The organism is Pseudomonas sp. F-14 TE3623, assembly GCF_053629015.1.
This window is the reverse complement of sequence record NZ_JBRJHM010000001.1, coordinates 2375858-2389103: the sequence shown is the minus strand read 5'-3', so window position 1 is coordinate 2389103 and position 13246 is coordinate 2375858. Positions and strand designations below refer to the sequence as shown.

10 protein-coding genes are annotated in these 13246 nt (G+C 58.7%); 5 read left to right on the top strand and 5 right to left on the bottom strand.

Going from position 1 to position 13246, the window contains the following annotated elements:
* Positions 1-36 precede the first annotated feature (36 nt).
* The 4 genes from flgA to AB7M29_RS10805 all read left to right on the top strand — a co-directional run bounded on the left by flgA (position 37) and on the right by AB7M29_RS10805 (position 2642).
* A complete protein-coding gene (flgA, locus tag AB7M29_RS10820; RefSeq protein ID WP_217858442.1) occupies positions 37-798 on the top strand; it encodes a flagellar basal body P-ring formation chaperone FlgA in 762 nt (253 codons plus the stop codon).
* A 166-nt stretch (positions 799-964) separates the two neighbouring features.
* On the top strand, positions 965-1291 hold the full coding sequence (gene flgM / locus AB7M29_RS10815; protein ID WP_454246839.1) for a flagellar biosynthesis anti-sigma factor FlgM: 327 nt from the start codon (positions 965-967) through the stop codon (positions 1289-1291).
* A 48-nt stretch (positions 1292-1339) separates the two neighbouring features.
* Positions 1340-1807 (top strand): flagella synthesis protein FlgN, encoded by a 468-nt coding sequence (locus AB7M29_RS10810; protein WP_217858428.1) that lies wholly within the window; start codon positions 1340-1342, stop codon positions 1805-1807.
* An 88-nt stretch (positions 1808-1895) separates the two neighbouring features.
* Positions 1896-2642, top strand: a complete 747-nt coding sequence (locus AB7M29_RS10805; RefSeq protein WP_217858429.1) for a flagellar brake protein — start codon at positions 1896-1898, stop codon at positions 2640-2642.
* 63 nt (positions 2643-2705) lie between these two features.
* Here AB7M29_RS10805 and AB7M29_RS10800 read toward each other — a convergent pair whose 3' ends face one another.
* From AB7M29_RS10800 to AB7M29_RS10785, 4 genes are all read right to left on the bottom strand, one after another.
* Positions 2706-4094, bottom strand: a complete 1389-nt coding sequence (locus AB7M29_RS10800; RefSeq protein WP_454246838.1) for an MFS transporter — start codon at positions 4092-4094, stop codon at positions 2706-2708.
* A gap of 71 nt (positions 4095-4165) precedes the next feature.
* Positions 4166-5407: a glutamine synthetase family protein gene (locus AB7M29_RS10795; RefSeq protein ID WP_201121232.1), complete on the bottom strand. Its 1242-nt coding sequence runs from the start codon at positions 5405-5407 to the stop codon at positions 4166-4168.
* A gap of 199 nt (positions 5408-5606) precedes the next feature.
* Complete coding sequence (locus AB7M29_RS10790) at positions 5607-6299, bottom strand: sensor histidine kinase (RefSeq protein ID WP_454246837.1); 693 nt, start codon at positions 6297-6299, stop codon at positions 5607-5609.
* The gene (locus AB7M29_RS10785) at positions 6296-7900 is read right to left on the bottom strand and encodes a tetratricopeptide repeat-containing response regulator (protein WP_052966588.1); all 1605 of its coding nucleotides are present in this window, start codon (positions 7898-7900) and stop codon (positions 6296-6298) included. Before AB7M29_RS10785 ends, AB7M29_RS10790 begins: the two co-directional genes overlap by 4 nt.
* A gap of 382 nt (positions 7901-8282) precedes the next feature.
* Here AB7M29_RS10785 and AB7M29_RS10780 point away from each other — a divergent pair, with 382 nt between their 5' ends.
* Positions 8283-12416, top strand: coding sequence for a CheR family methyltransferase (locus tag AB7M29_RS10780; RefSeq protein WP_454246836.1), 4134 nt, complete (start codon positions 8283-8285; stop codon positions 12414-12416).
* 15 nt (positions 12417-12431) lie between these two features.
* Here AB7M29_RS10780 and AB7M29_RS10775 read toward each other — a convergent pair whose 3' ends face one another.
* On the bottom strand, positions 12432-12971 hold the full coding sequence (locus AB7M29_RS10775; RefSeq protein WP_217858433.1) for a hypothetical protein: 540 nt from the start codon (positions 12969-12971) through the stop codon (positions 12432-12434).
* Positions 12972-13246 lie beyond the last annotated feature (275 nt).

Genomic DNA, 13246 nt, shown 5'->3' with positions numbered 1-13246 from the left:
ATCACTAAACGGCACGGCGCTTGCTTTTTAACTCTTATGAACACAGAACCGACATTTTTCCGACACCTGACACTAACCTGTCGCAGATTGCTCTGCGCAATGTCGGCCGCTTGCCTGTTCAACGCTGGCAGCCCTGCCCTTGCTGACGCGGTTACCTTGCCTGACATGCTTATCGGCGTCACTCAGGGCTTTCTTGAATTCACCGTAGAAGACTATCTGGCGACGAGTCAAACGCAAGGACGCTATGAGATCGAGGTCAACCAACTCGATCCGCGCCTGCGCATGCCCATGTGCGACAAGGAATTGACAGCCACCCTTGAGAGCCCGGCGAGGCCTCTGGGCCGGGTCACGGTCAAGGTTCGCTGCGAGGGCGCTTCCCCTTGGACAGTCTTCGTACCCGCTCAAGTACGGCTGTTTCGCGACATCGTGACCACCACCCGTCCGCTCAAACGAACAGGGATTATCGAACCGCAGGACGTGACCCTGCGCGAGCGCGATATCAGCTTGATAAATCAGGGTTTTCTGACCTCCGTCGATCAGGCGATCGGACAAAAACTTACCCGACCAATGGTCGCCGATCAGGTCATTACCCTGGTGCACCTCGAACAGGCGGAAGTGATTCGCAAGGGCGATCAGGTGGTGATTACCGCCCGCAGTGGTACGCTCAGTGTACGTATGCCGGGTGAAGCGCTGTCCAACGGCGGCATGAGCGAACAGATTCGCGTGAAAAACCTTAACTCCCAGCGGGTCATCAAGGCGCAAGTTACCGCGCCCGGCCAGGTGGAAGTGGCCATGTAAGGATCTCTGTTCGTGAAAAAATGGCGCGCTACTCGCCTGTTCCCTAAACTGTGCCGCATGCAGGACACGCGCTGGCGCATGCAAGCTCATTGATAAATGGGCCTAAAGTTTTCCGGGGGAGAGCCGAAAACATGGCAAGCGTCCAAATACCCAGAGGTTTTTTGTCATGGTCATCGATTTCAGTCGTTTAAACAGCTCCTCGTCACTTACGGGCAGTACACGTACCAGCGCTGCGAAGGAAACCGCCGAAGCCGGCCAATCCGCGCCGCTGAATACCCCGGCCGAACAGGCTGGTACCACCAAAAGCGGGGAGTCGGTACACCTCAGCAATGAGGCTCAGCAGTTGCAGAAGGTCACTGACAAGCTGCGCGATCAGCCTGCCGTCGACAAAGCCCGCGTGGCCGAGTTGAAAGCAGCGATTGCCGATGGCAGCTATAAAGTCGACAGCAACCGTGTAGCCAGCAAACTGCTCAACTTCGAAGCCCAGCGCTAGGCCACGGCCCGCGCCAGGCTTTTGGACGCTTAAAACCCAAGGCCAGCCATGCACGACACTAATTTACTGCAACTGATCATCGACGACTTTGCCCCGGCGCAACACCTGCTGGAGCTGCTGCAAACCGAGTCCCTCGCGCTGCACGGTCGCGACATGCCACTGCTTGAAGAGATTCTGGCGCAGAAACAGGCATTGATCATTTTGCTTGAGCAGCATGGCCGCAAGCGCAGTGAAATCCTCGCCAGCCTCAACCTGCCGCCCAATCGTCAGGGCCTGGAGCAACTTGCCAGCCATTCGAGCATTGGCGACCAGTTGCTAGCACAGAGCGACGTGCTGACCGACCTCCTGGCCCAGTGCCAGGCCGCCAACGTGAATAATGGCCAGTCGATTCTGGTGCAGCAGGCCGCCACGGCCAACCAGCTGAAAATCCTCACCGGCGGCGAGCCACCAGCGCTCTATGATGCCCGCGGTTCAACCTCCAAACTCGCAAAACCACGCCCGCTCAGTCAGGCTTGAGCCTTTCAATGAGCACGCTCTATCAAGACGCGAAACATGCTGGCAGAATGCTAGCCAGTAGTCATATTTGTCTGGAGATTGATGCCCCGTGTTCAATGCCTTAAACGCGGAAGATGCTCCGCAGCCACCCAAGGTGCTCACCACGCCCCTGGAAATCTCCGGCAATCTGCGTCAGCTGCAAGACAGCCATGACCCGCTGATCATCACGTTCCATGAGCGCAGCCAGCGCTTCCAGAGTTATCTGGTGGACATCGACCGTGACAGCAACATGATCGCCCTGGACGAAATGATCCCGCGCGACGGCGAACGCTTTTTGTTGGCCGGCGAGCCGTTCAAGGTCGAAGGCTTTCACGACGGTGTACGCATCGCCTGGGAAAGCAATGGCCCGCTGACCATCGACGAATCCGGCGATGGCCGTTGCTACCGTGGCGCGCTGCCCGATGAGGTGGTTTACCACCAGCGCCGCAATGCTTTCCGCGCTGCGTTGAAGCTGGCGCAATTGGTCAATGTCGATCTGGGGGGTGACAAACTCAAGTCGCCCGTCAGCGGCAAACTGCTAGACATCTCAGCCACCGGCTGCAAGTTACGCTTCGAGGGCGACATCACCGCCAGCCTGCAACTGGGCCAGGTCTACGACCGCTTCGTCGCCGCCCTGCCCTTCGGCAGCATGACGGCACCGGTCGAACTGCGTTACCTGCACTTCGAAGAGAAGATCAACACCACCTTCGCCGGCGTGCGTTTTCACAACATGAGCGGCCTGGTGCAGCGGCAGGTCGAGCGGTTCGTCTATCAGCTTCAGCGCGAAGCGCGGCGCTTCGATAAAGACGATTTCTGATTCGCCGCCCCTATAAAAAACGGGCAGTCCCTTGCGGTGACTGCCCGTTTTTTTATGCCTTGATCAAGGCCTCGCTTCGGTAAAGCTTTGCTCGCGCCCCGTGTCAGGGTCTTCTGATTCCGAGTCTGTTTCTGTTTCAACTTCTGATTCGGGCTCGGCATCCGGATTGAAATCAGCTTCCGGGTTGACCGGGTTCTGCATCTGATCCTGCACCACCTGCTCATCGACTCGCGGGTCAAGGCAAGCGACCAGTGGCGAACTCGACATACTGTCCGGCATGGCCACGTGATGCAGCGGAGCATCGTCTACCTGATGCAGGTTGGTGACCGCTTTCGGGCGGATTCGCCACACCAGCACCAGGGCGAAGAAGCTGAAGAAGGCATAGAGCATCTGACTGCCGAACAGCTTCATCAGCACCCCGGCCACCAGCGGCCCGATACTCGCGCCGACACCGTAGGTCACCAGTAGCATCGCCGTCAGCGACACCCGGCGATCACCCTCGACGTGGTCGTTGGAGAACGCCACCGCCAACGGGTACAGGCAGAACTGCACCAACGAACAGAAAAACCCGGCGATGAATAGCACCTCCAGCGGCACCTGCCGCATGATCGCCAGCGGCAATGCAGCCAGCGCCAGGCTAAACGCGAAGCAGCGGATCAACAGCGCCCGGTCATAGCGATCCGACAGCCAACCCAACGGCCACTGCACCACTAAGCCTGCAAAAATGCAGCTACCCATGAACAGACCGACCTGTTCGGTGGACAGCCCTTGCTGCGAGGCATACAGCGGCGCCAGACCGTAGAACGAACCGACGATCAAACCCGACCCCAACACCGTACTCAACGACTGCGGCACGCGCTTGATGAAGAACCGTGGCTCCATCGGCGCCGGGTGCAAAGGCGCCGGGTGAATCCGCCGCGTCAAGGCCACCGGCACCAGGCACAGGGCGAAGCACAGGGCAACCAGCATCAGCAGTTCCAGACCCAGGCCCGGGTGCATGACCAGAATCAGTTGACCCAGCACCAACCCCAAGTACGAGGCGATCATGTAACCGCTGAACACCACGCCACGCTGCTTGGCTTCTGCCTGCTCATTGAGCCAGCTTTCGATCACCATGTACTGGCACATCATGCCCAGGCCGACGATCACCCGCAGGAACAACCACGCGGGCAACCAGTCCACCAAGCCATGGCCCAGCACTGCCGCGCCAACGATCCCGGCGCAGGCTGAATAAGCTCGAATATGCCCGACCCGGGCAATCAGCCGGTGGCCGATCTTGCCGCCCAGCACCAGGCCGAAATAGTTGGCTGCCATCAACGCACCGACCCACAGGCTGTCGACGTTATCGGCCGCCAGGCGCAGGGCAAGGTAAGTACTCAACAGGCCCGAGCCGATCAACATCATCAGCGAGGCGAAATACAGCCCCCGAAAAGATTTCAAGATTTGGCGCATCGGCTTTCCGAGCGGCTCCTTGCAGTGAGTATCGGGCTATCGACAAACGATAGCCCGACGGCGACGGGTCGTCAGGCCTGGGCTGCTAGAACACGCCGTTCCCAGGGAGTAATTTCATCAAAGAAGCTGGTCAACTCCATGGTCTTCGAAGCGATGTAGCCTTCGATGAACTCCTTGCCGAACAGTTCCTTCGCCAATTGGCTACGTTTCAGACGTTCGAGAGCGGCATGCAAGGTACACGGCAACGAAAGATTATCCGGCACAACGAACTCACCCTGGATCGGCTCGCTCGGCTCCAGTTTGTTTTCGATGCCATACAACCCCGCGGCCAGGCTCGCGGCGATCGCCAGATACGGATTGGCATCGGCCCCCGGCAAGCGGTTTTCGACCCGACGAGCGACCGGTGAACTGGCCGGAATGCGCAGCCCGGCCGCGCGATTGTCGTGGGACCAGCAGGCATTGTTCGGCGATGCGAAAGGATGGCACAGGCGCTGATAGGAGTTCACGTTCGGCGCAAACAGCGCGGTGAAATCCGCCAGGCCGGCCTGCTGACCACCGATGAAATGACGGAAGGTCGCGGTCGGCTCGCCGGCCTTGTCGCTGAACACGTTACGCCCGGTGCCGATCTCCACGATGCTCTGGTGAATATGCATCGAACTGCCCGGTGTGTGGGCCAACGGCTTGGCCATGCAGACCACGGTCAGGCCATGCTTGAGCGCCACTTCTTTGAGCAGATGCTTGAACAACAAGGTCTGGTCGGCCAGCAGAAGCGGATCGCCGTGCAGCAGGTTGATCTCGAACTGGCTGACGCCCATCTCGTGCATGAAGGTATCGCGCGGCAAGCCCAGCGCCGCCATGCATTCGTAGACTTCATTGAAGAACGGCCGCAAGCCGTTATTGGAACTGACGCTGAACGCCGAATGACCGTCCTCACGACGACCGTCCAGGCCCAGTGGTGGCTGGAAGGGTTGCGTCGGGTCAGGGTTGGGCGCGAAGACGAAGAACTCCAGCTCGGTCGCCACCACCGGCGCCAGACCGAGAGCGGCGTATCGAGCGATCACGGCCTTGAGTTGGCCGCGGGTCGACAACGGCGAGCTCTCGCCAGTCAGCTCGTCCGCATCGCAAATGGCCAACGCCCGAGGCTGCTGGCTCCAGGGCAAGCGGTGGATCTGCGCGGGATCAGGCACCAGCGCCAAGTCACCATCATCACTGCCGTAAAAGCGCGCCGGCGGATAACCGCCCATGATGCATTGCAGCAGCACTCCCCGCGCCATCTGCAAACGCCGCCCTTCAAGAAATCCTTCGGCGGTCATCACCTTGCCGCGTGGTACGCCGTTCAGGTCCGGCGTGACACATTCAATCTCATCAATGCCCGTCAATCGCTGCGCGAGTGAACGATGGCCATCGGTTGTCATGACGCAATCCTTGTTGTTGTACGAGCCGCGAACGGCGACTCGTACAAAATAGGCTCCGGCTGTTCGGAATATCAAGCAGCGTCAAACAAAAAGATATTCAGGGAAGGTAAAGGCTGAACACGCCGCCGCCCAGTGGGCCGCCGTTGCTGACTTCTGTGCGTCCGCCCACGCCATTGCGCTGATGCAACGCGGCAATTCGCCCGGCAAAGTACAGGCCCAGGCCGGTGCTGCCACTGCTGTGATTGATGCCCTGCACGTAATCGGCCTGACGCCCGATCATCTCGGCTGGATAACCCTCGCCATCGTCATTGATGGTCAGCACCAGTTGCCCGGCCTCGTCGCTGACGCTGATCAACAAGGCATGGCGGGCGTAACGAATGGCGTTGTTGATGCAATTGGCAAGCACCGAGGCAATGAGCTCACGATCGAAGAAACCCAGCGGGCTCAACGGGTCCACTTCATAGGTCGCGATAATGCCGCGGCTGGCGAACACTTCTTGATGAGCCGCCAGTTGCGCCTCAATGAAATCATCCAGCTCATGGTAGGCCGGTTGCAACGGCATCTGGTTGACGCCGAGTTTGTACAGCCCCAGCAGCTGCACCAGCATGCCATTGAGGTGGGCAAACTCGAAGTCGATCACGCCCTGCTCCGGGGTGTGCTGCTCCGGATCGGGCAGGCGCGCCAGCCATTGGCTGTGCGCCTGCATCAGCATGGCCAGTGAGTTCTTCATGTCATGCACGGTGGAGGCAATCACCGTGGAAAAGTCGAGTGACGGTTCGCTGTCGATCATTCGCCGAACGCCTTGATTTTCAGTTTCTGGTAGCGCGGATAACGCGCGTCGGTATCGGGCATCAGGCCGACGGTTTTCAGGCAGGCGCGACATTCTTCCAGTTCGGCCGACGGCACGCTGGTGTCGGTGCCATGCAGCAGCGACTGCGCCATGTTCAGGGCAATACTGATGTTTTTCGGCTGCAGTGCCAGGGCTTTGCGGAATACATCCCGGGCTTCCACCAGGTTGCCGGTCTTGTACACCCGCACGCCCTGACGGTTAAGGTCGGCGGCCGCGTTGCCGGAGTTGAGGATGGTCGGGTCGTCGGTCAGCTTGGCGATGCCTTTCATCACGGTCGGATCGTCGCCGTAGATCTCCGCACAGTTTTTCAGCATCGAAGCGCCGGCACTCGCCTGCCCGAGCATTTGCAACTGCTTGGCCACCAGCAGCGCCGCTTCGGCGCTCATGAACTGCTCCATGCCATCGAGGCGCATCATCGCCTGTTCGGTGAGCTTCTCGGCGGTTTCAGCATCGTTGAGCAGCAGGCTGGTGGCTTTCATCAGGCGCGCACGAATTTGCAAGCCGGGATCGGAAGGATTCTCCTTCGCCACCGCACTCAGCGTTGTGTTGATTTCAAGGCGGGTCCGGGTGTCTAGCCCCTTCTCACTGCCTTTGCTGATCAAGGCATGGGCCAGGCCGAGGTTGCTTTCCGCATCCTTGAAACGTGACTGCGCCCCTTGGGCCACGGCCTGTCGATAAGCTTTGGAGGCGGTATCAAAATCCTCGTTGGCCATCGCCAGCTTGCCCAGCAACGCTTGCCGGCGCACCGCCAGCGGCGACAGGCGAATAGCCTCTTCCAAGACTCGCTGCGCCCCCTTGGTGTCCCCTTCGGCGACCAGCACATCGGCCATGCCGTCGTAGAGAGCCGGCATCATCGGGAAGACTTTCAGGGCTTTTTCATAAATGCCTTTGGCCTGGCTGACCTGACCACGCTTGAACAGCAACTGGCCCAACCCGGCAAACGCCCAAGGCAAAGGCCGATCAGCAATGATGCTGTCATAGAGACGCTCCAGCGCTTCGTTCTGGTTCAAGTCGCGCAACGCATCGGCGCGGTAACGCAGGCACAGCGGCGAATAACGAATGTCCTGCTTGCACAGGGCGATGCAAGCATTGAGCACTTCAACCGGTTTGCCCCGGTCAAGGGCTTGCAGGATCGGTTTGAGCAAGGTTTTGCGCTGCTCCAGGCGCTCCAGGCGCTGGGCCAGGCCCGAACGGTTGAACGGCTTGGTCAAGTAAGCATCAGGCTCATGTTCCAGTGCGCTGAGCACCATGGCCTGGCTGGTTTCGGCAGTGACCATGACAAACACGCTTTCATGGCTGATCAGCTTCTCGATCATCAGGTCTTCAAGCACCTGCTGACCGTTCTTTTTGCCATCGCCCAGGTGGAAGTCCTGCAGGATGAAATCGTAGGACTTCTGCGAGCACATGCGCAGCGCCTGTTCACCGGTATCGGCGGTATCGACGTCCTTGACGCCCAGCTCCCGCAGCATGGACCTGACGGAACTGCGGAAATCCGAGAAATCATCGACGATCAGAAAACTCTTTTGGTGATACGACAGCATCGAAGATTTCCAGGCAATTAAGAAGAACAACCCAAAGGCAACCACACGGGCGAGCTCAGCTTCGCGGCCTTTTTGACGCGCAGATGATAGCGGGAGGCCATAAGCCATCAAGCAATTTCGCATAAACCCGTGACGCCAGTTGCCGGCCGTCAGAAGTAAAAATGACAACGACTGGTCGGGTTATCGGCCAGTAGTCGCGTTCCCTTGAAGCAGCAGGAGTGCAATTGCGCATTTGCTTGTCAAAAACGTATATAGGCCCATAAATGCGCGCTAAATAATTGAAGGGGTTATTGAAAAACGGGATTATTCTGTTTTATGACCCGCGCTTTTTATACCCGCTTGCATGCACAGCGTTTTACATCGCCAGCAAAGGCAGAATGAAATGACCACCACCCCCAAGCCTTCGGCCACGGCTCCCGAGCGACAGGCCTTGAGTCCCAGCACCCTGGACTTTCCGGTGGTAGGCATCGGCGCGTCGGCGGGCGGACTCCAGGCCATTAAGTTGTTCTTCGAGAACATGCCTCACGACAATGGCATGTCGTTTGTAATCATTCTTCATCTGTCGCCCGACCATCAAAGCATCGCTGACAAGATCATCCAGGAATCGACCCGGATGCCGGTCTTGCAGGTCACCGAAACCGTGCCGATCGAGAAAAACCGGGTGTACGTCATCTCGCCGGCGCAGCGACTGACGCTGAATGACAACAACCTTGAAGTGGGTGAAAACGATCCACAGCTGGGACGCCACGCCTCGATTGATCTGTTTTTCCGCGATCTGGCGCAAGTGCACCGCGAGCGCGCCTTCTGCCTGGTGCTCTCGGGCACCGGCTCCGATGGCGCGGTCGGCTTGTCGCGCATCAAGGAACAGGGCGGTATCACCCTCGCCCAGGTGCCGGAAGACGCCGAGTTCGACGGCATGCCACGAGCGGCCATCGAGACCGGCATGGTCGATCTGGTGTTGCCCGTGGTGGAAATGCCGCAAAAGCTGCTGGACCTGTGGCACAACTCCCGGGAAATCACCTTGCCCGCCGCCAACGATCCGGAACTTCAATCCTTCGCGTCGGTGTCCGAGCGTGATGCAGCGCTCGCCGAACAAATGCTGCACGACATCCTGATCCAGTTGCGCACCGGCACCGGCCATGACTTCAAGCACTATAAACGTGCGACGGTATTGCGCCGGATCGAGCGCCGGATGCAGGTCACTGGCCAGCCAGACTTGGGGGCTTATTACCATTACCTGCAAAGTAATCCCGAAGAAACCAAGGCGCTGCTGGGGGACATGCTGATCGGCGTGACCAATTTCTTCCGTGATCGCGAAGCCTTCGAAGCGCTGGAACGCGATGTCATACCGCAACTGGTCAGTGCCGCGGTGTCGGCGCAGCCTGAGAAAGAAGAAATTCGAGTGTGGTCGGCTGGTTGTTCCACCGGCGAAGAAGCCTATAGCCTGGCGATGCTGGTCAACGATCAGCTGCAACAGGAAGCCAGCCAGGCCTCGCTGCAAGTTTTCGCCACCGACATCGACGAGCGCGCCATCAGTTTCGGCCGGGCCGGTCTGTACTCGCAAGCCATCGTCACGGATGTGCCGCCCCCCCGTCTGCGGCACTATTTCATCAAGGAAGACGACCACTACCGGATTCGCAAGGAAATCCGCGAGAAGGTGCTGTTTGCCAAACACAGCCTGCTGTCCGACCCGCCCTTTTCGCAAATCGACCTGATCGTTTGCCGCAACTTGTTGATCTATCTGGATCGCGAAGTACAGCGCGAAATCCTTCAGATGTTCCACTTTGCATTGCGTCCCGGCGGCTTCCTGTTCCTGGGTTCTTCCGAAAGCGCCGAAGCTTGTCATGAGCTGTTCACGCCGGTGGACAAACGCAACCGGATCTTCCGCGCCAAGACCGGCACCGCCAATAGCCGACGCACGCCCACCGTGCCGCGCGGTGGTTATGTGCGCACCAGCGTTTCCCGGCAGGAACCGCAACACACCGTGCAGCGCAAGCTGTCCTTCGCCGACATCCACCAGCGCGCCCTCGAACGCTCCGGCCCGCCGAGCATGATCGTCGATACCAACGCCGACATCTTGCACATGAGCGAAAGTGCCGGGCGTTTCCTGCGGCATGTGGGCGGTGAGCTGTCACGCAATCTGTTGACGTTGATCCTTCCGGAACTGCGCCTGGAAATCCGCACCACGCTGTTCCAGGCACAGCAGAGCGGCGTGGCCGTCAAATCCCGCGAGGTGCCGCTCAAGCGCGAAGACCGACGTTACAAGGTCAGCCTTGAAGTGCAGCCCTACAAGGACGAAGAGTCGGACGGCGATTTTGTCCTGGTGATTTTCGAGGAAGTCGAAGTCGATCCTTCGCAGACGGCCATGACCCTGCTGCAAACCGAGAGCCAGGTACTGTCCAACCTGGAGCGTGAACTGCAGCGCACCAAGCTGCACTTGCAAGACACCATTGAACAATCGGAAATTTCCAGTGAAGAACTGAAAGCCTCCAACGAAGAAATGCAGGCGATCAACGAAGAACTGCGTTCGGCCACCGAAGAGTTGGAAACCAGCAAGGAAGAGCTGCAATCGATCAACGAAGAGTTGCTGACGGTCAACTACGAACTGAAAACCAAAGTCGAAGAAACCGACAAGATCAACGACTACCTGACCAACCTTATCGCCTCCACCGACATTGCCACGGTCTTTGTCGACCGCAGCATGCGGATCAAGTGGTTCACCCCGCGCGCCACCGACATTTTCAGCATGTTGCCGATGGATACCGGCCGCTCCCTGCTCGACATCACGCATCGCCTGGACTACGACGACCTGGCGGGTGACGCCGCACAGGTATTCGAACCATTGAACATGATCGAACGCGAAGTCAGCAGTACCGACAAGCGCTGGTACATCGCCCGCCTGCTGCCCTACCGCTCCAGCGAAGACCATATCGACGGCACCGTGCTGACCTTCATCGACATCACCAAACGCCGCGCGGCCGAAGAAGAACTGCGCCTGGGCGAAGAACGCATGCGCCTGGTGGCCGAAAGTACCCGCGACTACGCGATCATCACCCTCGATGAACAGGGTGTGATCACCAGCTGGAACAAAGGCGCCGAATTGATCTTCGGCTACAGCAAGGCCGAGGCCGAAGGCGCGTATTACGACTTCATTTTTTCCGCCGAAGACCGCGCCACTGGGGTGCCCGAAACCGAACTGCAGGCCGCACGCACCCATGGCCGATCCGAAGATGAACGCTGGCACCTGCGCAAGGATGGCAGCCGTTTCTATTGCAGCGGCGAAGTAACCCTGCTCAACGGTGACCATCTTCGGGGCTACGTGAAAATCGCCCGTGACCTGACCGGTCACAAACGCCAGCATGAAGAGCAGAGCCAACAACTGGCCGAGACGCTGAACACCAATTACCTCAAGGATGAGTTCTTCGCGGTCATGTCCCACGAACTCAAGCACCCGCTGAACCTGATCCAGCTCAACGCCGAACTGCTGCGCCGCTTACCGGTGACCAAAGCGGTTGCCCCGGCCGCCAAAGCGGTCAGCACCATTTGCGATGCCGTCAGTAGCCAGGCACGGATCATCGACGACCTGCTGGACGTCGCCCGTGTCCGTACCGGCAAGCTCAAGCTGAAACCAATCGCCGTGGATCTGGCCAGTGTGCTGCGCGATATTCACGACGTCGTTCTCAATGATCGGCACAGCACCACCGTTGAGTTGCAAGTTCCTTCGGAGCCGTTGATGGTCCATGCCGATCCAACGCGCCTGGAGCAGATCATCTGGAACCTGGTGAACAACGCACTGAAATTCACCCCGCCCAATGGCCGCGTGCAATTGATCGCGAGCAAGGCTGGGAACATGGCGCGGCTGGACGTCAAAGACAACGGCACCGGCATTGCGGCCGAGAACCTTGAACACGTATTCGACCTGTTCGGGCAGGCTGAGACACAACACACCAACCACCAACGCGAGGGGCTGGGCATCGGCTTGTCATTGGTTCGCCAATTGACCGAAGCACAAAAGGGTACGGTTGAGGTGAGTTCACCGGGCATCGGGGCCGGCTGTACCTTCAGCGTTTACTTGCCGCTGGCCCACGCCGAAGGTGAAACTCAAGCCGCAGCCCCGATCGACGAGGCGTCAGGAAGATTGAGCGGCTTGACGATCCTGCTGGTCGACGACTCTGCCGAGGTGCTGGAAACCTTGAAAATGCTGCTGGAAATGGAAGATGCCGAAGTCGTTGCCTTTGATCGTCCGGCGGCCGCTCTGGACGCGGCGAAGAGCACCCGTTTCGACCTGATCATTTCGGACTTGGGCATGCCGGTCATGAACGGCCATGAGTTGATGAATGCACTGCGTCAGTTGCCGCTCACCAAGGATGTGCCGGCCATTGCCCTGACCGGTTATGGCTCCAGCAGCGACATTAAAAAGGCCCGTCAATCAGGTTTTAACCAGCACATTGGAAAACCGGTTTCCTACGATGACTTGATCGCTACCATCGAGACCCTGCGCCAGCCCCGGACCTGACGAGCCGGCAATGGCTCAGCGTAAATAGGCGCGTTGCACACAAACGCGCCGATCGATTGCTTGTCTCAGTCGCTCCTTGTGGTCTGCCCATACCTTGGGATCGACTTTAGACGCTCGCATGAGGTTCAACATGGCCGCCTTGGCGGCCAGGTATTCCGACCAAGCGTCTTCGCATCTGAGCTTCAAACGCTCATGCTCGCTCATTTCCATCCGCCGCAACGCCAGTACCGACTCATCGGTGATGACCGGGCCTAGCGCCAACTGCACCCGATGCGGTGCGACGAACCCCTTTGTGTCCGCCATTATCTCCCTGGCTCGCTGAGCCCCCCACTTCAACGCCGCGCAGTAAGGCTCTTCGCGGTCCCTGTCGTGAAACTCCTCACACAGCATGACCCCATGATCATCGTAAATACCTATGAACACCTGGGTGACACCTTCATGACTCACCCGCACCCGCACTTCCACTTGCACGCCATCGCTGAGCACTTCTTCATGAGTGTGGAGAGGTAACCGGTTATCGGTCCATAACCAGAACCGCGCGCCTCTGTGTCGCATTGCTTGGCTCCTTGTGGAGTGAGCAGTAAGGCACAGCAATGACAGACTTTCCATGTAGGTCGTCGGGTGGTTCGGGCGTAAAAAAAACCGCCAAAGCAGAGGCTCTAGCGGGCGTTTTTAACAGCTGAATGCTGAGATTTGATGAAGTCCAAGAGCCGGTATTCCTCAGCCAGACCATGCCCCACTTGGGTTTCAGCTCATTCGACCAAGCCATTATTGAGTGCCTCTGGCCCCCTTCGCCAAAAACAAATCGACATAATATTGACACCCAAATA